The following is an 18,768-nucleotide window of genomic DNA, read 5'->3' on the forward strand; positions in this document are numbered from 1 at the left end:
CGTTTATGAAGATTTTAAAGTTTGGCGGCACGTCCGTCGGGTCAGCGCAGCGGATGCGCGAAGTAGCCGAACTGATACACGCGCCCCATTTGCAGCGGCGTATCGTGGTGCTGTCGGCCATGTCGGGCACTACCAACGCGCTGGTGGAAATAGCGGGCCTGCTGCACGTGGGCAACGTGACGGGCGCTACCGCCAACCTCGGAGCCCTGCGCCAGCGCTACCACGCCGTAGCCCAGGAGCTGCTGCCCGAGCCCGCCGTGGCCGCCGAAGCCATCGAGCACCTCGACCAGCGCTTTCAGGCCATCCTCGACCTGGCTTCGGAACCCTACTCAGCTGCGGCCGAGCGGGTAATTCTGGCCCAGGGTGAGCTGCTGAGCACGCTGCTGATGCACCGCTACGTGACGCGCATCCTCGGCCGCCCCGCCGTGCTGCTGTCCGCGCTGGACTTCATGCGCCTCGATGCCGACGACGAGCCGGACGCGGCCTACATCCGGGAGCATCTGGCCGCTACGCTGGCGCCGTACGCGGCGGAGCAGCTGTTCATCACGCAGGGCTATATCTGCCGGAACATCCAGGGTGAGATTGATAACCTCAAGCGCGGCGGCTCCGACTACTCTGCCTCGCTGATTGGTGCTGCTGCCGACGCTGAGGAAATCCAAATCTGGACCGACATCGATGGCCTACACAACAACGACCCACGCATCGTGAAGGGCACCTACCCTATTCGGGAGCTGTCGTTTGATGAGGCGGCCGAGCTGGCCTACTTCGGCGCGAAGATTCTGCACCCTAGCTCGGTACTGCCGGCCCGCCAGCACGGCATTCCGGTGCGCCTGCTCAACACCATGCAGCCTGAAGCACCCGGCACCCTGATTTCGGCCAAAACGGGCGCCGAAGCCATCAAGGCGGTGGCGGCGAAAGACGGCATTACGGCCATTAACGTGAAGTCGAGCCGCATGCTGCTGGCCCATGGTTTCCTGCGCACCATCTTCGAGGTGTTTGAGCGCTACCGCACCTCTATCGACATGATTACGACCTCGGAGGTAGCCGTGTCCCTGACTATCGACGACGCGACGCGCCTGCCCCTAATTCTGGAGGAGCTGCAGCGCTTCGCCAACGTGGAAGTAGATGAGAACCAGACCATCATTTGTTTGGTTGGCAACCTGGAGCAGGATGCTCACGGCGCGGCAAACCGGGCCTTTGCGGCTCTCAAGGACATTGCGGTGCGCATGATCAGCTACGGCGGCTCGCCTAACAACATCAGTATTTTGGTGCACACCAACGATAAAGTACGCGCCTTGCAGGCGCTGAACGCCGGTTTGTTCCAGCGGTAACGTCTTTGCTGGCTAAAACAACCACACCAAGACGTCATTCCGAGCTTGTCGAGGAATCTCGCGTGCTGACGTCAGGATTACGACCACAACCTCAGCACGCGAGATTCCTCGACAAGCTCGGAATGACGGTCAAATGGAAGTCGTTCCAGCGTAGTCGTTCTAGGCCAGTCCCCCCCAACCTCTCCTCAGCTGAGGAGGGGAGCTAGTAGTTCTAGTATTTGTTTTCAGTTGCCCTCGTAGCACCATGCCTTTTCAACTTCCGGCCGAACTCGTTTCGCAGCCGACCCCTTTTTACTACTACGACCTCACGCTGCTGGACCAGACGCTGGGGGCGCTTACCGCAGCGGCTCGGCCTGGCAACTTTCAGGTGCATTATGCGCTCAAGGCCAACTCCAACCTGCCCATACTGCAGCGTATTCAGCAGGCGGGCCTGGGCGCCGACTGCGTGAGTGGCGGCGAAGTGCAGCGCGCCCTGGAGGCGGGCTTTGCACCCGGCCATGTGGTATTTGCGGGCGTGGGTAAATCCGACGCGGAAATCAATCGGGCATTGGCCGCCGATATTTTCTGCTTCAATGCGGAATCGGTGCCGGAGCTGCAGGTGCTGAACGAGCTGGCCGCCGCCCAAGGCCGCGTGGCGCGGGTGGCGCTGCGCATCAACCCCAATGTGGATGCTCATACGCACGCCTACATCACGACTGGCCTAGAGGCTAACAAGTTCGGTATCAGTCTTTCCGACCTGGCTGGCGTGGTAGATGGCCTAGACAGCCTCCCCAACGTGGAGTTGATTGGCCTGCACGCGCACATCGGCTCTCAGATTACGGAGCTGCACGTTTTCGCCAACCTCAGCCGCAAGCTCAACGAGCTCCAGGCCTGGCTGGAAGGCCGCGGCCATCAGCTTCCGCACCTGAATGTGGGTGGTGGCCTAGGCATCGATTACGAACAGCCCGACCTCAACCCGATTCCGGATTTCAAGGCCTACTTCGGCATGTTTGAGCAGCATCTGGTGCGGCGCCCCGGCCAGCAGGTGCACGTGGAGCTGGGCCGCGCCGTGGTAGCGCAAGCGGGTACGCTCCTGAGCCGCGTGCTCTACGTGAAAGAAAGCCAGCAGACGCGCTTTGCCATCCTGGACGCGGGCATGACGGAGCTGATCCGGCCGGCGCTCTACGGCAGCCACCACCACATCGAGAACATCAGCAGCCAGCTCCCGGCACTGGCCTACGACGTGGTAGGCCCCATCTGCGAGTCGTCGGATACGTTTGCCAAAGCGGTGCAGCTCGCCGAAACTCGCCGCGGCGACCTGGTGGCTATCCGCTCCGCCGGGGCGTATGGGGAGGTCATGTCATCGAGCTACAACCTGCGCGAGAAAGCCGAAGCGCTGTACCGGTGAGCTAGTGAGTTGGGGAGTTTGACGTTTGACTGGCCTAGGCGGCGCTGTCATTGCGAGGACGCAGAACGACGCCATCCTTCCTATTCAGAATTATAAGCCTTAAGACTAAAAAAGCCCTTACTCCTGCGTGGAAGTAAGGGCTTTTGAGTAGGGCAAAGAGTGTAGCGTGCTAAGGAAAGATGGCGTCGTCGTGCGTCCTCGCAATGACAGAAGGGTGGCCTACAGAACGCCTAACTCCCCCATCTCACCAGTTCACCTCCTACCACAGCACCGTCCACTTGCCCAGCTTTTGCTGCTGCTTGAAATAGCGCAGCATCCATTGGCGCTCGGGCTTTATGTCGCCTTTTACCAGCATTACCGGCTGTTGCAGCAGCAAACTCCCAAGTAGGGGTTCCTGTTTGGGGTCGTCGAGGTAGAGTAGGTATTTGTGCCAGGAATTGTTGGGCTCGAACTGGGTTTCGCGGTTGAGGCTTGAGTTGCCATCATTAAGAGATACCGGCAACTGGACTAGCTCGAAAGCCAGGGACGGCAGCAGCTCATTATACACCAGCACCTGCCGGCTCTGCAGATTTTTGTCCCGGATAAATTGCGCCAGGGGGCGGCTGCCGTTGAAAGCCAGCTCATTCTGCTGCATAATGGGTTTGGCCGTGAGCAGCAGCGTGACGGTAAACAGGACCGTAGCCACCAACAGGCGCGGCGCAATGCGTACCTGGGTCCAGAGCGTGAGTAGCAGCACCATGACCACCACGCCCGCCGCCGGGTACGCCGCCGTATAGGGCCGCACTTCCAGCCCCAGCGGAAACACCGCGCTAAAGACCGGCAACATGCAGAGCAGGCCTAGCAGCAAACCATAAAACGCCAGAATACTTACGTACCAACGGTGCAGGGCGGCCTCCGTGCAACGGCCCAGGTAGTACACCGTGAGCAGCACTACGCCTGGGAAAATGGGCAGCACGTAAAGCAGCAGCTTCGACTTGGAAAGCGAGAAGAATAGCAGCGGCACCAGTACCCAGAAAATGAGCACGTTGCGCCACTGTCGCGGCACCGAGGCCCAGGGCGTCTGGATAGCGCGCACAATGAGCGCCACGGCCCACGGCAGGCTGGTAGCGGGAGCCAGCACCAGATAGAACCACCACGGCTTAGCCCGGTTGAAAGTGGCGGCATTAGCGAAGCGCTCCACGGTATGTTCGTAGAGGAAGTAGCGCACGAAGGCCGGATCTTCGGCCATCAGGTATAGATACCAGCTCAGGCCCACCAGCACAAACAGCGCAAACCCCAGCCAATGGTGCACCGTGAGGGGGCGCTTGGCCTGGCCTTGCTTCACGTAGAAGCCCAGCATCACCATCAGGGGCAGAATAAAGCCCACGGGGCCTTTGGTCAGGAACGCCAGCCCTAGGCCTATCCAGAACAGGTACAGCCACCGCGGGCCGCCCTGGTGGTAGTAGCGCAGAATGCCATAGGCCGCAGCCAGTTCCAGCGTAGCCAGGTAGGCGTCGGTCGTGACGTTGAGGGCGGAAATCAGGATGACGGGCAGGGTGCCGTAGATGACAGCCGCGGCCAGCGCCCGGGCACGGTCGTGCTGAAACAGCAAGAGGCCCAGGCCATACATGATTACCACTTGCAGCAGCACTGCCAGCACCGGCAGCAGGCGCACGCCCAGCGTGTTCTCCCCGAACAGGCCCAGGCCAGCAGCCGTGAGCCAGTACGTGAGCGGAGGCTTATGAAAGTGCTGAATCCCGAGCAGGCGCGGGTGCAGCCAGTCGCGGCCCTTGAGCATCTCCCGCCCGATTTCGGAGTAGCGTGCTTCGCTGCTCTCCAATGGCCCCCACGACCCCAGCTGCAACAAAAACGCGGCTCCCAGCACCAGCAGAAACAGCCAGAGCCAGCGGCGGGAAGTCATGGGAAATGGCATAGCGAAAGACGTTGGCGAGTAAAGCGGAAAACGGCCGCGAAGTTAGCCAGAAAGCGCTAGGCCACTAGACCAGCGCTAGGCCAGTCTTGTGTGAACGTCGAAAGAAAAGGGCCTTCTGCTGAAAAGAAGCCCATCATGTTGATCAGACCTGTTTAGCAATCAGGTTGAGAACTAACGCTGCATCTGCTAGTTACACAACTACATCCACCTAGTCCGTTGTCATGAAGATCTTACTTACGGGAGCGAATGGCTACATCGGCCAGCGTCTGTTGCCTCTGCTGGTGGAGGCCGGCCATGAGGTGGTATGCCTGGTCCGTGACCCCCGCCGCTTCGAGCTGCCAGAGCGCCTGCGCAGCCAGATCACCATAGCGCAGGGCGACTTGCTGCAACCGGAGAGCCTGCAGGAGCTGCCCCTGGATATTGAGGTGGCCTACTACCTGGTGCACTCCATGAGTGGGCACGACAAAAACTTCTTCGAGTCGGAGCAGCAGTCGGCGCGCCATTTCACGGAATACATTGACCGCACCACGGCCCGCCAGATTATCTACCTCTCCGGCATTGCCAACGATGCCTCCCTGAGTACCCACCTCCGCTCCCGCCGCTCCGTGGAGCGCGTACTGGATGAGGCGGCGCACGCCGCCCTCACGGTGTTGCGCGCCAGCATTATCATTGGGTCGGGCTCGGCGTCGTTTGAGATTATCCGGGACTTGGTGGAGAAGCTGCCCGTGATGGTGACGCCGCGCTGGCTGAACTCGCGTTGTCAGCCCATCGGCATCCGGGATATCATGTACTACCTCACCCACGTGCTCGACAACCCGGCGTGCCTAGGCCAGTCGTTTGACGTGGGCGGGCCCGATGTGCTCACGTACCGCGACATGCTGCTGCAGCTGGCCAAGGCGCGCGGCTACCGGCGCTACATCATCACGGTGCCTGTACTTACGCCGCGTCTATCGTCGTGGTGGCTGTATCTGGTCACGAGCACAACGTTTTCCCTGGCACAAAGTCTGGTGGAAAGTCTGCGCAATGACACCGTAGTGGACCCCAAACGCAGTATCCGTGAGGTGCTGCCCCACGAGTGCATGGGCTACCAGGCTGCCGTGGAGCTGGCTTTCCAGCGCATCGAGCAAAACGAAGTGGTGAGCAGCTGGAGCGACGCCCTCAGCAGCGGTGTCATGCCCCGCAACTACATGGACCACATCCAGATTCCACAGCATGGCTTACTCCAGGACCGCCAGACGCTACGCTTCTCCCGCGACCCCAAAGAGGTACTGCAAAACGTCTGGAGCATCGGCGGCGACCGGGGCTGGTACAAGGTAGATTGGCTGTGGCGCATCAGGGGGTTGATGGATAAGCTGGTGGGCGGTGTAGGCCTGCGCCGGGGGCGCCGCTCCCCCAACAAGCTCCGCGCCGGCGACCCGCTCGATTTCTGGCGCGTCCTCGTAGCCGATAAAGCCAGCCGTCGCCTACTGCTCTACGCCGAAATGAAGCTTCCCGGCGAGGCGTGGCTGCAGTTCCGCATTCTTGACAATGAAGATGGCTCGCACACCCTGGAGCAGTTGGCCGCCTTCCGGCCGAAGGGCCTGGCGGGCCGCCTGTACTGGTATTCGCTGGTGCCCTTTCACTTCGTGATTTTTAAGGGCATGATTGAGAATATCGTGCAGTACGGCCAAAAATCTCCCGCTCAACTTCCGCAGCACGGCACTCAGCCCCAAGCGCAACCAGCCGCGTCCTAGGCCAGTATCCAGCGCAGCAAATTTCAAGACCCATAAAGTCCTTTATTGACCAGGTTAATATATTGATTTACAGTTTATTATTTTCCTTTTTCCTTATCCATTAAGTCTGATAATCACCTATATTGGTTGGCGACCATCAGAGTCTTGGGCATATCTTCCAGTCATTATTCCTCCCCCTACTTATTCCTTTTATGGGGCCACACCCGGCCCTGGTAGCCAACCAATCGTTACGACCTTATCCGGCCGCCATTTGTCGCCTTGTTATGAGGATGCAAAGGCGGCCTTTTAGGTGGTAGAACAGGCAGTTTGGAGCTGGAATAAGAGCTTATTTACTTGCCTACTGATGTATCCACTACTACTATTTGGCGCCGTATCCTGGGCCGTGCCGGCCGATGCTGGCTACGATTTCTATTCCTTGTTCTACGTGCTGGCGTTTGGCCTCAACCTACTGCTGTTGGTGGCGGAAGGCCGGCGACGGGGCTACCCCCTGCGGCCCTGGCTGGTAGTGCTGGCCTGCACTACGCTCGCATTTATTCTGGGCACCAAGCTTCTGGCGTTTTCCGGCCGGGAGTGGCGCGGCCTCCTGACTACCGGCTACTGGCCTAGCACGGAAGCGCGCACCGTATTGGGCGGAGCGCTGGCCGGCACGCTCACGCTGCTGGCCCTGCGGCGGCCCTTTGGGTTTAGCTGGCACGTCTTCGATGCCTTTACGCTCCCCATGTGCGCGGCCCTGGCGGTGCAGTGCATAGGCTGTGTACTCACAGGCTGCTGCTTCGGCGAGCCTACCGCAGGCAGCTGGGGCCTCACCTACCCACCCGATACACTGCCCTACTTGGTACAGCAGGCTCAGGGGTTGCTGCCGTTGGGAGCGGCCCGGTCCTTGCCCGTGCACCCCACGCAACTTTACTCGCTCGGGCTGTGCGTGGCTGTGGGGCTTGTGCTCCTCCTGACGCGCCACCGCCGGTGGCCGGGCGGTAGCCGCCGCCTCTTGCATCTAGGCCTGTTGCTGACGGGGCGCTTTCTGATTGAGTTTTGGCGCGACCCTGCTGGCGAGCAGGTTGGGGCTGCCTTGCACACGCACGGTGGGCTGGTTCTTAAGCAAGTGCAATGGACGTTGCTAGTGTTGGCTCCGGCCGCACTGGGCCTGTGGGGCTGGCTGTTGCATCGGCCCAAACACCACAACCTGCAGCCGGAGCAGCTTCCCACCCAATTCCCGGCGCGCAACCTGTTGGCCGTGGCGGCTTTGCTGGCCCTTACGGCCTGGCTGGGGCCCCTGTCCCTCACGCTCCCGGAAGTTGTCGTCGTCAAGACGTTGCTGCTGACGGTGCTCGTGCTGGAAGGTGGCGCGCTGCTGCTGGGTGCGGCGGGCTCGGCCCAACCGTTTCGCGTGGCTCTTCCTCTCGGTTTGGCCTGCACGGTACTGATACTCAGCAGCCAAGCCCCTGCCGATTCTACTACCGGCCATGGGCGCGAAAAATACACTACGCTCAGCGGCAGCCTGAGCTTGGGCAACTTCCGGCGCGAACAAAACCTTGGGGGCGGCTGCAACGGCTCCTCGCCCTTGCTGGCCTACCGCCACCGCTACGCTACCGGCACCCTCGATCTTGCCGTTACGGAGCTTCCGGGGGTTGATGAGGACGGCGACATGCACAAGGCCGAGACGACGATAGGCGTGCGGGTGCACACCGGCGCCGACCAGCAAACCCCCACCGGCGACCCACAGCCCTACACGTATGACGCCGACCGCCTCTCTTTCCTGATTGGCCTGAACCCGTATGTGCAGCTAGACCGCAAATGGCTGGGCATGGGCATCGGGTTCATGGTAGGCAACCTGGGCTACCACCGCCTGTACTACGGAGATAAGCAGAGCCTACTGGATCTGCAGACTTCCCTCCGTTTCGGCGACCGGCAGGTGGCCTACGCCATTGCCGATTACAACTACCTGGGTTACGGCACCGCCAATCCACAGCATCGGTTCGGAGTGGGTACTGGATTTGGGGGCACGCGGTGGCAGCTGGTCGGCGGGGCCGCTTCGGCCAAAACCTACGACGTTTCCAGCGGCCAGAACCGTTGGTCGGGCTTTTTGGAAGCTCAGGGGCGGTTTACACCGCAGTGGCAGGCCAGCACGTTTCTGGTGCTAGGCAACCCTCACCAACAGCAGGTGGGCTTGCGACTGGGCTATCGGTTCCCGCCGAAAACCCGCTAATAGGTATTGGCAACGCACCTTCAGCTTCTTTTCACCTGTTGAGCATTGGCGACACTGGCCTATTCCTGCTCCAGGCGGGCCTGCACCAATGAGCAGGCCGGTAAAACAACTCAGCGCGGCCTTTCGGGCCGCGCTGAGTTGGTAAGCAGAATATATAGACTGGCCTAAATCTTCTCCGGCAGCCGGGTGGCATCCTCGAAGTTGCCCAGAATCGATTTTTCACCTTCCGTTACGGCCTCCACGAGCAGCGCACCGCCCACAAAAGCACCCTTCCACGACTCGCCCAGGCCACCAAATACCTCTTCCCGGTCGCCACGCGAGCGGAGTTTATTGATGCCCATCTTGAAGGCACGCACTTCCTTGGCGGTGCGCGCCGCCCACTTCTCGTCATCAGAGGCCAGCGCCCCTACCAAGGCTCCGTTCGAGATGTTCATTTCGCCTACCAGTTCCTCCACGCGGTCTACCAGCACAATGGAGTCAATGGGGCCGAAGGGCTCCTTGAAGTATAGCTCGCTTTGGCGAGGCAGATTTACGAGGGCGCGGGGCGCGCGGTAAGCCGAGCGGTCCTGGCCGGGCAGGAACAGGCTATCATCGAGCTTACCCTCGAAAATAGGCGTAGCGCCAGTTTTCAGGGCGTTTTCGTAGAGGCGGTCCAGATCTTCGGCCTGCGCTTTATTGATTACGGGTCCAAAGGCCAGATCCGGCAGCTTGTCGTCGGCGCTGTCTACGAGCGTGGGGTTGCCGACTTTCAGGCCCTTGATGGTGTTCCAGTAGGTTTCCACGAACTGCGGAAACAGGCGGCGCTCCACCACAAACCGCACGTAGGCCGTGCAGCGCTGCTTGCCGTAGTCGTAGCCCTTCTTGAGCTGATCGGCTAGGCCATCCCAGTCGCTGTAGTTCCAGATGCCGTAGGTGTTCACGCCTTCCATTTCCAGCATGTAGCGCTTGTGCACGGAGCCCAGGGCATCAGCAATGTTGCGGCCGTTGTAGCGGCCACCTACGAAGCTGAGGCAGTCTACTGCTTCATTCTTCACCAGCACGTCGCTCAGCTCACCGCCCGAGCCACTCACCAACGTAACGGGCAGGCCGCAGCGACGAGCAATGGCGAAGGTCAGGCTCAGGGAAATGAAGCCGCCATCGGTAGGTGTTTTGGCAATAACCGAGTTGCCACATAGGGCCTGCACCAGCACCGCGTGCAGCAGCACCGACATAGGGTAGTTCCAGGAAGCAATGTTGCTGACCAAGCCTAGCGGCTCGCGCTGGCCCAGCATGCCTTCAATATTATCGACATACCACTGCACGCCCTCGATAGCGCGGTCGATGTCGGTGAAGCCCAACTTATAGGTTTTGCCAATCTCCCAGATCAGTAGTTTGCCCACGAGGTCTACCTGGTCGCGCAGTTGGTTGAGGCAGTCCTGCACGCGGCGCTTACGCTCATCCAGGTCTACGGCGGCCCAGGCAGCGGCTTCCTGCTTGGCAAACTGCACGGCGCGCACGGCGGTGTCATGGTCGAGCATGGGCAGCGAGCCAATATCGGAGCCATCTACGGGCGAGGTAAACGGGCGGGGCTTACCGGGCTCCTGCCACCGGCCTTCCATGAGGTTCAGGAACTTGCCGTCCTGCGTGAATACTTCCGGAGTGATGGATTTCATCTGGCTCAGCAGACCGCCGAACTCAACCTGGGGCGAAACGATTTTGGTCATGGCAAAGAGAGAAGCAGCCGACAACAGCTGCGTGCTGTAGTTGTGCTCCCTAAAGAAGGTTCTTTTTTGAATTGTTTGCGAACAGGGAGTGGCCTAGCGGGCAGCTTCCGAGGTTTGAGCAGCAAGTACCGGAACCTCTGGAACCGCTTTAGCGCAGGCCAGCAACCGATTAACCAGCTCCGGCGAGCCAATATAGAGCGGAGCCCGCTGATGAAAATCAGTAGGCTCAATATCCAGCACTTCCTCCGTGCCAGCCATGGCCAGGCCACCGGCCTGCTCAATGAGGAAAGCCAGCGGGTAGCCTTCATACAGCAGGCGCAGCTTGCCCTGGGGCGTTTTGCGCGTGGGCGGATACAAGTAAATGCCGCCCGTAAACAGATTGCGGTGATAGTCGGCTACGAGGGAGCCCACGTACCGGCCGCTCATGGTTTGCTCCTTGCACTGCATGAGAAAGTCGCGCACGTACTGCGGATAGTCGAACCAGTAGCCTTCGTTGCAGGAAAACACGTTGCCGGTGGCCGGAATGGTGATGCTGGGATGAGACAGGAAGAACTCCCCCAGCGAGTTTTCATACGTGAAGCCGACCACGCCGTGCCCGGTAGTATACACCAGCATGGTGCTGGAGCCATACAGTATGTAGCCGGCCGCAATTTGTCGGCGGCCACCCTGTAGAAAGTCTTCCCGCGTAGCCTCCTGCCCTACCTCCGACACGCGCCGGTAGATGCTGAAGATAGTCCCGATGCTGATGTTGACATCGATGTTCGAGGAGCCATCCAGTGGGTCAATGGCCACCACGTATTTGCCCTGGCAGTTGCCGGTGTGGATGATGTCGTCCTCCTCCTCTGAGAGAACAGCACAGGCCTCGCCCCCATTGGTGAGAGCCCGGATAAAGCGGATATTGGCTTCTACATCGAGCTTTTGCTGCGCCTCGCCCTGCACGTTCTGCTGGCCCATAGCGCCGATGATGCTGGTCAGGCCAGCCCGGTTTACCTCCCGGTTTACGATTTTTCCGGCCAGCGCAATGTCGCGCAGCAGCTGCGACAACTCGCCCGTGGCGTACGCAAACTCAGACTGCTTGCGCATGATGTAGCGCTCCAGCGTAGTGCCAACTGGCTGGGCCAGTGCGTTTTCGCGACTAATACTCATATACCAGAAAGGAAATAAAAGGGTGTATGCGGAAGCGCGGCGGCTTCCCGATGCTTGTGGCCCCTAACCTCCACGCCCACCAGTAGGCCGCCGCTTTTCTGCGTCGTATTTTGAATATCACATAGAAAAACACTGGCCTAGGGCTCCCTAACCAGCATCTATTCCTTAAACTAACTTGCGCGAAGTGGCCTAGCTTTTGGCTTCAGGCTGTTTCTGCGACTGCCACAGCACTACCTGCCAGCCCTTCTTGGGGTCTTTCACCTGCACCACCACATATTTCAGGTGCGCAATGTTGGGCGTGCCGTCGGGTTTGTTGGGCTGGTAAATAGTAATAGTCCCATTCACTACGGCTGCTTTGCCGTCGTTGTAGGCCCGCACGTTCAGGGCTTCCACGTCGATCTTATCGTACACACTTTTGCCATCCCGAATGGACTGGATGTACTCCTGCTTGTTGTTCTGGTGGCCGTTGGAGTGTGTGTATACCAGGTCATCGGCAAATACCTTCTCCAGCACAGTGTAATCCTTTTTCACCTGAGCTTCGAAACGTTGGCGTTCCAGCGCTTCTACTTCTTTGGCCGCTGCCACGTCTTTCTTGGATTGAGCGAACATACTAACAGGCACAGCCAACAAGGCCAGCAGCAAAAGCAAAGCTGATTTTTTCATAGCGCGAGGAGAGAAAGGAATTAGTGAGCCGCCGATGTTGAGGCAGTTTCGTCGAGGTTGATTTGCTTCATGGTAGGCGCCAAGAAGTGCATCAGCACCCAGGCCAGCAGGTAGGCTCCACCGCAAATCCAGAACATTATAAAATAGGCCTTGTCGAGCTGGCCGATGCTCTCATAGTACACGAACATGCGCTTCTGCACCAGCGCCGACAGCACAATACCTCCCATACCACCGGCCATACCCCCGATGCCCGTAACGGACGCCACGGCACGCTTCGGGAACATATCCGATACGGTGGTAAAGATGTTCGCGCTCCAGGCTTGGTGTGCCGCGGCCGCAATGCCAATCACGAGCACCGCCAGCCACATGTTTACCTGGCCTAGACGCTGGGCAAACACAATCGGGAACACGCAGAGGGCAATCAGCAGCATGGAGGTTTTGCGAGCTTTGAAAGCCGGCATACCATGCTTAATGAAGTTCAGCGGAATCCAGCCGCCGCCCACGCTACCAATGCTGGAGAGCATGTACACCATGGCCACGGGCAAGGCAATATCAGTGCCTTTGAGGCCGTACTGCTTGCTCAGGAAATCGGGCAACCAGAACAAGTAGAACCACCAGATAGGATCGGTCAGGAACTTGCCGAGCACGAAGCCCCAGGTCTGCCGAAACGTGAGCAGCTTAAACCACGAAACCTTAGGCTGGGTGGTGATGGAAGCCGCCGCCATATCATCCACATCACTGTGGATATACTCGAACTCAGCCTTCGTGAGCTTAGCGTGCTTGGCTGGCACTTCGTACAGCACAAACCAGAGCACCAGCCACACAAACCCCAGCGCGCCGGTAATGACAAAAGCCCATTTCCAGCCCCAGGTTTCAGCAATCCACGGCACGGTGAGCGGCGCAATGATAGCGCCCACGTTGGAGCCCGAGTTGAAAATGCCCGTAGCCAGTGCCCGCTCCTTCTGCGGAAACCACTCGGCGGTGGTTTTGATGGCAGCGGGGAAGTTGCCGGCCTCTGTTACGCCCAAAAAGGCCCGCGCCACACTGAAACCCAGCGTACTGCTGACCAAGGCATGCCCGATGGCGGCCAGACTCCACAGGAAAGTAGACAGGGCATAACCCATCTTAGTCCCCAGCTTATCGATAATGCGCCCCACCCCCAGCATACCCAACGAGTAGGCCAGTTTGAAAGCAATTTCGATGTTGGCATAGTCGCCGGCGTTCCAGTGGAACTCGGTTTCGAGGTACGGCTTCAGCAGGGAAATAACCGCTCGGTCGAGGTAATTGACCGTGGTAGCGAAGAACACCAGCGAGCAGATGGTCCAGCGGTACTTCCCGATACCGGTGGCGGTTGCCGGTGCAGCAGAAGTGGTTTGTATCATAGAGGTCGGGCTGAATGCGGTGGGAGAAATTCAGGAACCGAAAGAGGCAGGCGCTAGGCCACTCTGTTTCGGCTTGGCGTTTACTTCTGAAGCGTTTTCACAAACTGCAGCAGGTGGGAAATCTGCTGGCTGAAGGCCTGGGTGTCATCAACGTTTTTGAAGAGCTGGGAACCCATCCCGACCACGTTTACGCCCGCTGCAAACCATTCGCGCAGGCTTTCTTCGGTCGGCTCCACGCCGCCCGTTACCATCAGAGGCACCGTAGGCATGGGGCCGCGCAGGCTCTTGACGAAGCCCGGACCTACCACGTTGCCGGGGAAGATTTTGACGATGGCGGCGCCCATTTTCGTGGCCTGGTACACCTCGCTCACGGTCATGGTGCCGGGCAGCCAGGGCGTGCCGTGCTTTCGGCATACTTCCGCTACTTCAGCCGTCAGGCAGGGCTGTACCACAAAATCGGCGCCGACCTGAATGAAGCGCTCCGCATCCTCAGCGGTGTAAATAGTGCCGATACCGAGTAGCATATCGGGGCAGTTCTCCTTCACAAAAGGAACCAGCGCCGAGAAAACATCGAAAGCATTAGAGCCTCGGTTCGTGAATTCAAACACGCGTAGACCACCTGCGTAGCACGCCTGCAGAATACGCTGGGCGTACGCCACATCGGCGTGATAGAATACTGGCACAATGGGCGTACCCAGTACGATGGTTTGAATATCAGCGGCGGAGAAGCGAGGCATTGAAAAGCAGATTATCGTTTGTTAGGCTACTACTGGCCTAGAAGAAGGTCAGATGTATTTACCGAAGCAGGCGGCCCGAAGTGTTCCCAGCCACAATGTGTTCCACTTCGGCGGCTGTCACTAGGTTTATGTCGCCGTGAATGGTGTGCTTGAGGGCCGAAGCAGCAGTAGCAAACGTGAGGGCTTCCGCTACAGTGGCGTATTTCTGGCTACCATAGATGAAGCCGGATATAAATGAGTCGCCGCCGCCAATGCGGTCTACCACGGGGTTAATGTCGAAGTCCTCGGTTTCGTGGAAAGCGCCGTCGATGTAAGCAATGCCCCGGATGCGCTCGTGGGAAGCACTTTGCGTGTTGCGGCGCGTGGCAATGATGCGCTTGATCTGAGGAAAACGCTGAATTAGTTGCTCGCTCATGGATACGAAGCTGTTTTCCGCTTCTGCTTCGGCCTTAATGCCAAACAGGTCCTCAGCATCGCCTTCTGTGCACACCACGATGTCGCAGCCGGCTACCAGCGGGGGCATCACATCCTGGGCACGTTGCCCGTACTGCCACAGGTTGCGGCGGTAGTTTACATCAGCCGAAACCGTGATACCCAACCGGCGGGCAGCCTGAATAGCATCGGCAGTGGCTTGAGCAGCGGAGACCGAAATAGCCGGCGTAATACCTGTCCAGTGCAGCCAGTTGGCGTCCTTCAGAATTTCATCCCAATTAAACCACTCCGGCTGCAGGTTGGCAAAGGCCGAGTTGTAGCGGTCATACACAATACGGCTGGCCCGCAACGACGCCCCTACTTCCAGAAAATACAGGCCTAGCCGTTCGCCCTGAAACACGCAATGGCTCATATCAACCCCCAACCGCTGAAACGATTGGGCAGCGGCCTGGCCTAGCTCGTTGTTGGGGAAGCAGCCTGCATGAGCGGCCGGCATCCCCAAGCGCACCAAGGAGGCCGCGACGTTGGCATCGCCGCCGCCGTAGGTTATTTCCAGCGAGCTGGCCTGCGTAAGGCGGTAGTTCAACGGCGGCGAGAGCCGCATCATGATTTCACCAAAGGTGACGACTTTCTTCATGTTAGGGACTTAAAGACGCTACTTAAGCTCAATGAGAAACGTCATGTCGAGCTTGTCGAGACATCTCGCTCGAGAGTAATCAGATTACTCTTACAACCTCAGCACGCGAGATGTCTCGACAAGCTCGACATGACGGACTGGATTTGTGATTCTAGCCCACTTCTGCCGTTTCCGACACGCCGGCTTTCACGAAGCCGAAGTACTCCTTGGCATTGCCGTAGCAGATGTTCTGGATGATCTGGCCCAGGCCTTCGATGTCCTCGGGTAGCTCGCCGTTTTCCACGTCGTTGCCGAACAGGTTGCAGAGCACGCGGCGGAAGTACTCGTGGCGTGGGTAGGAAAGGAAGCTACGCGAATCGGTGAGCATGCCCACGAAACGGCTCAACAGGCCCATGTTAGAAAGAGCGTTGATTTGCTTCTCCATGCCGTCCTTCTGATCGAGGAACCACCAGCCCGAGCCGAACTGTACTTTGCCGGCTACCGAGCCATCATTGAAATTGCCAATCATGGTGGCAATCAGCTCGTTGTCGGCTGGATTCAGGTTGTATATGATGGTCTTGGCAAGCTTGTCCTGGCCATCGAGGCGGTCAAGAAAAGTAGAGATTGCACGGCCTTGCGAGAAGTCGCCGATGGAGTCCCAGCCCGTATCGGGGCCAAGCTCACGCAGCATGCGAGAGTTGTTGTTGCGCAGAGCGCCCAAGTGGAACTGCTGAGTCCAGCCTTTCTCCCAGTCCATTTCGGCCAGCAGCACCAGCATCGCCGACTTGAACTTCAAGATTTCTTCCTGGCTTAGCTCTGTTCCTCCCCGGATCTTGGAGAAAATCGCATTGACTTCTGATTCGGTGTAATTGGCCGCGTAAATCTGCTCCAAACCGTGGTCAGAGAGGCGGCAACCGAGGGCCGCGAAGTAATCATGGCGCAGGCGCAGGGCCTGCTGCAAATCGCGGTACGACTGAATATCCACGGCAGCCGACTGGCCTAGCTTGTCGAGGTATTCGTTGTAGGCTACTGCTCCATCTACGGCCATGGCTTTATCGGGCCGGAACGTGGGTAGTACCTGCACCTCGAAGCCGCTAGCAGCCAAAGCGCGGTGGTGCTCTAGCGAGTCCGAGGGGTCATCGGTGGTGCAGAGCGTTTCCACGTTCATCATGCGCAGCAGGTTCCGCACCGAAAACTCAGCGGTGCGCAGCTTCTCGTTGCACTGGTCGTAGATGCGGCGGGCGCTGCCAGCGTTCAGCAGCTCCGTGATGCCGAAGTAGCGGCGCAGCTCCAGGTGCGTCCAGTGGTAGAGCGGGTTTCGCACGGTTTGAGGCACTGTTTCGGCCCATTTTTCAAACTTCTCCCAGTCTGATGCATCGCCGGTGATGTAGCGCTCCGGAATACCGTTGGCCCGCATGGCGCGCCACTTGTAGTGGTCGCCGTAGAGCCAGATCTGCGTGATATTATCGAACTGCTTGTCCTGGGAAATCTGGTCAGGCAGCAGGTGGTTGTGGTAGTCGATGATGGGCATCTGCTTGGCATACTCGTGGTAGAGCGTGCTGGCGGTGGCCGTTTGCAGCAGGAAGTCGTCGTTGAGAAAAGGCTTCATAAACAACCGAGATTATGGGCGAAACCCGCAAAACTCGCGGGTGGGTGTTAGGTAAAGGTATCAGCTTCCGACTGGCCTAGCGCCTCATTTCGCGGCTTTATTAACGGAAACGATTACGGTAGGTGGCCACTCACTGGCCTAGAACAAGCATGACGTTTTTTAGCCAGGTAAGCAAGACTCTACAGCGACACGCCGCGTTTCCACGGAATGAAGTCCGTTTGGCCGTGGCGCACGGCGGCTACTTCTTCGCCGCTGGCTACGCGCACCACGTAGTCGAGAATCCGCTCGGCAGCCTGCTCGATGGTTTCTTCGCCGTCAATCACGGTGCCGGTGTTCAGGTCAATGATATCGGGCATGCGCTTGGCCAAGGCCGTGTTGCTCGAAATCTTCACTACGGGCGCAATAGGGTTGCCGGTGGGAGTGCCTAGGCCAGTAGTAAAGAGAACTACTGTAGCGCCAGAGCCAACTTCCGCCGTTGTCGATTCCACGTCGTTGCCGGGCGTGCACAGCAGGTTCAGGCCGGGCTGCGTAACGGGCTCAGGATAATCGAGCACAGCTACCACGGGCGAAGAACCACCTTTGCGCGCTGCCCCCGCCGATTTCATGGCATCCGTAATCAGACCGTCGCGAATGTTACCCGGCGAAGGGTTCATGTCGAAGCCCGAACCTACGGCCACGGCGGAATCGCCGTAGGCCTTCATTAGGGAGCTGAAACGCTCGGCCGTGGCGGTATTCACGCTGCGGTCAACGAGCTCCTGCTCTACTCCGCACAGCTCCGGGAATTCCGCCAAAATAACGGAACCACCCAAGGCCACCACCAGGTCGGAAACGTGGCCTACGGCAGGGTTTGCCGAGATGCCCGAGAACCCATCGGAACCGCCACACTCTAGGCCTATGCACAGCTTGCTGAGCGGGGCTGGCTGGCGCTGAAGTTGGTTGGCCTGCATCAGGCCGGCGAAGGTCTGGCGCAGGGCCGTGCTCACGAGGGTTTCCTCAGTACCCAGCTTCTGCTGCTCCAGTATGAAGAGCGGTTTATCGAAGCCGTTGGGGCTGCGCTTGTTGATTTCGTCCTGCAGCATGCTCACCTGCGCGTTCTGGCATCCCAGGCTTAGCACTGTAGCACCGGCCACATTGGGGTGCGTGATGTAGCCAGCCAGTAGGCCACACAGCGTCTGGGCGTCCTGCCGGATGCCGCCGCAGCCGCCCTCATGGCTCAGGAACCGAATGCCGTCCACGTTCGGAAAAGGCTTTACTTTCTGTTGGTTGATTTCGGCAGAATGCAGATCAGTCGCCAGAATTTCCTCCACCGATTTACCGGCCTGCATCAACTCCAGCAACGCCTGCGTCTGAGGTTGATAGGATTTGCGACGAGCATAGCCGAGGTCGTTCACCAAAGCCTCCTCCAGGACCTGAATATTGCGATTTTCGCAGAATACCAACGGAATCACCAGCCAGTAGTTGGAGGTACCCACGCTCCCATCGGCGCGGTGGTAGCCCATAAAGGTGCGGTCCTGCCACTTCGTGACCTCAGGCGCCTGCCACTCGGCGCGGCGTTGGTGGTGCTCGTCGTAGCTGTCGGTGGCGTGCTGCATGTTGGCGGTGGTCAGTAGGCCACCTACCCCAATGGCTTCGCGCGCCTTGCCCACCAATACGCCGTACATGTGCACGGGGTCGCCGGGGGCGAGGAATTCGAGAGCTAATTTATGCTTGGCCGGAATCCGGTCAGTGGTCGCGACGGTGGTGCCATCCCAAGTAACGGGTGTGCCGATAGGCAGGTCCGTGAGGGCCACCAGCACATTATCCTGCGGATGAATTTTGGCTACCAGATGTTTCATGTGAAGTGCTGTTTTTGATCTATCGCAACGAAGTACGCAGGCTTAGCATCTGTCAGGTGTTGCTTATCGAACCAAG

At 59.0% G+C, this 18,768-nt stretch carries 13 protein-coding genes; 4 read left to right on the forward strand and 9 right to left on the reverse strand.

All coding sequences use genetic code 11. From position 1 onward, the window contains the following. Positions 1–5 precede the first annotated feature (5 nt). Both CFT68_RS07625 and lysA read left to right on the forward strand, forming a co-directional pair. Positions 6–1,331 carry an aspartate kinase gene (locus tag CFT68_RS07625; RefSeq protein ID WP_088842782.1) on the forward strand — a complete coding sequence of 442 codons (1,326 nt, stop codon included), beginning with the start codon at positions 6–8 and terminating at the stop codon, positions 1,329–1,331. 244 nt (positions 1,332–1,575) lie between these two features. Then, the gene (gene lysA / locus CFT68_RS07630) at positions 1,576–2,718 is read left to right on the forward strand and encodes a diaminopimelate decarboxylase (protein ID WP_088842783.1); all 1,143 of its coding nucleotides are present in this window, start codon (positions 1,576–1,578) and stop codon (positions 2,716–2,718) included. A gap of 259 nt (positions 2,719–2,977) precedes the next feature. Here lysA and CFT68_RS07635 read toward each other — a convergent pair whose 3' ends face one another. Beyond that, positions 2,978–4,618, reverse strand: a complete 1,641-nt coding sequence (locus CFT68_RS07635) for an ArnT family glycosyltransferase (RefSeq protein WP_170934731.1) — start codon at positions 4,616–4,618, stop codon at positions 2,978–2,980. Positions 4,619–4,851: 233 nt separating this feature from the next. On the opposite strand from CFT68_RS07635, the gene CFT68_RS07640 reads away from it, so the two are divergent. Together CFT68_RS07640 and CFT68_RS07645 are read left to right on the forward strand one after the other, a co-directional pair. Beyond that, positions 4,852–6,363, forward strand: a complete 1,512-nt coding sequence (locus CFT68_RS07640; protein WP_088842785.1) for an SDR family oxidoreductase — start codon at positions 4,852–4,854, stop codon at positions 6,361–6,363. Between the two features lie 343 nt (positions 6,364–6,706). Further along, positions 6,707–8,569, forward strand: a complete 1,863-nt coding sequence (locus CFT68_RS07645) for a prolipoprotein diacylglyceryl transferase family protein (protein WP_088842786.1) — start codon at positions 6,707–6,709, stop codon at positions 8,567–8,569. 164 nt (positions 8,570–8,733) lie between these two features. On the opposite strand, the gene CFT68_RS07650 is transcribed toward CFT68_RS07645, so the two are convergent. The 8 genes from CFT68_RS07650 to CFT68_RS07685 form a co-directional block, all read right to left on the reverse strand. Further along, positions 8,734–10,272, reverse strand: coding sequence for an aldehyde dehydrogenase family protein (locus CFT68_RS07650; RefSeq protein WP_088842787.1), 1,539 nt, complete (start codon positions 10,270–10,272; stop codon positions 8,734–8,736). Positions 10,273–10,365: 93 nt separating this feature from the next. After that, complete coding sequence (gene fbp / locus CFT68_RS07655; protein ID WP_088842788.1) at positions 10,366–11,418, reverse strand: class 1 fructose-bisphosphatase; 1,053 nt, start codon at positions 11,416–11,418, stop codon at positions 10,366–10,368. A gap of 189 nt (positions 11,419–11,607) precedes the next feature. Continuing rightward, the gene (locus CFT68_RS07660; RefSeq protein WP_245815307.1) at positions 11,608–12,081 is read right to left on the reverse strand and encodes a nuclear transport factor 2 family protein; all 474 of its coding nucleotides are present in this window, start codon (positions 12,079–12,081) and stop codon (positions 11,608–11,610) included. 20 nt (positions 12,082–12,101) lie between these two features. Continuing rightward, positions 12,102–13,463, reverse strand: a complete 1,362-nt coding sequence (locus CFT68_RS07665) for an MFS transporter (RefSeq protein ID WP_088842789.1) — start codon at positions 13,461–13,463, stop codon at positions 12,102–12,104. Between the two features lie 80 nt (positions 13,464–13,543). Beyond that, positions 13,544–14,200: a beta/alpha barrel domain-containing protein gene (locus CFT68_RS07670; RefSeq protein ID WP_088842790.1), complete on the reverse strand. Its 657-nt coding sequence runs from the start codon at positions 14,198–14,200 to the stop codon at positions 13,544–13,546. Between the two features lie 58 nt (positions 14,201–14,258). Beyond that, positions 14,259–15,269 carry a sugar kinase gene (locus CFT68_RS07675; protein ID WP_088842791.1) on the reverse strand — a complete coding sequence of 337 codons (1,011 nt, stop codon included), beginning with the start codon at positions 15,267–15,269 and terminating at the stop codon, positions 14,259–14,261. Positions 15,270–15,420: 151 nt separating this feature from the next. Then, positions 15,421–16,857 (reverse strand): glucuronate isomerase, encoded by a 1,437-nt coding sequence (gene uxaC, locus CFT68_RS07680; RefSeq protein ID WP_088842792.1) that lies wholly within the window; start codon positions 16,855–16,857, stop codon positions 15,421–15,423. Positions 16,858–17,036: 179 nt separating this feature from the next. After that, positions 17,037–18,692: a UxaA family hydrolase gene (locus tag CFT68_RS07685; RefSeq protein ID WP_088842793.1), complete on the reverse strand. Its 1,656-nt coding sequence runs from the start codon at positions 18,690–18,692 to the stop codon at positions 17,037–17,039. Positions 18,693–18,768: the final 76 nt, after the last annotated feature.

This window comes from Hymenobacter gelipurpurascens (assembly GCF_900187375.1).
In the GTDB taxonomy this organism is placed as follows: Bacteria; Bacteroidota; Bacteroidia; order Cytophagales; family Hymenobacteraceae; genus Hymenobacter; species Hymenobacter gelipurpurascens.

Bases quoted from the DNA above. Each gene is read 5' to 3' on its own strand.
- CFT68_RS07665 (WP_088842789.1), bottom strand. From the start codon at position 13,463: ATGATACAAACCACTTCTGCTGCACCGGCAACCGCCACCGGTATCGGG.
- CFT68_RS07625 (WP_088842782.1), top strand. From the start codon at position 6: ATGAAGATTTTAAAGTTTGGCGGCACGTCCGTCGGGTCAGCGCAGCGG.
- fbp (WP_088842788.1), bottom strand. From the start codon at position 11,418: ATGAGTATTAGTCGCGAAAACGCACTGGCCCAGCCAGTTGGCACTACG.
- CFT68_RS07645 (WP_088842786.1), top strand. From the start codon at position 6,707: ATGTATCCACTACTACTATTTGGCGCCGTATCCTGGGCCGTGCCGGCC.
- CFT68_RS07650 (WP_088842787.1), bottom strand. From the start codon at position 10,272: ATGACCAAAATCGTTTCGCCCCAGGTTGAGTTCGGCGGTCTGCTGAGC.
- CFT68_RS07660 (WP_245815307.1), bottom strand. From the start codon at position 12,081: ATGAAAAAATCAGCTTTGCTTTTGCTGCTGGCCTTGTTGGCTGTGCCT.
- uxaC (WP_088842792.1), bottom strand. From the start codon at position 16,857: ATGAAGCCTTTTCTCAACGACGACTTCCTGCTGCAAACGGCCACCGCC.
- CFT68_RS07685 (WP_088842793.1), bottom strand. From the start codon at position 18,692: ATGAAACATCTGGTAGCCAAAATTCATCCGCAGGATAATGTGCTGGTG.
- CFT68_RS07670 (WP_088842790.1), bottom strand. From the start codon at position 14,200: ATGCCTCGCTTCTCCGCCGCTGATATTCAAACCATCGTACTGGGTACG.
- CFT68_RS07675 (WP_088842791.1), bottom strand. From the start codon at position 15,269: ATGAAGAAAGTCGTCACCTTTGGTGAAATCATGATGCGGCTCTCGCCG.
- CFT68_RS07635 (WP_170934731.1), bottom strand. From the start codon at position 4,618: ATGACTTCCCGCCGCTGGCTCTGGCTGTTTCTGCTGGTGCTGGGAGCC.
- lysA (WP_088842783.1), top strand. From the start codon at position 1,576: ATGCCTTTTCAACTTCCGGCCGAACTCGTTTCGCAGCCGACCCCTTTT.
- CFT68_RS07640 (WP_088842785.1), top strand. From the start codon at position 4,852: ATGAAGATCTTACTTACGGGAGCGAATGGCTACATCGGCCAGCGTCTG.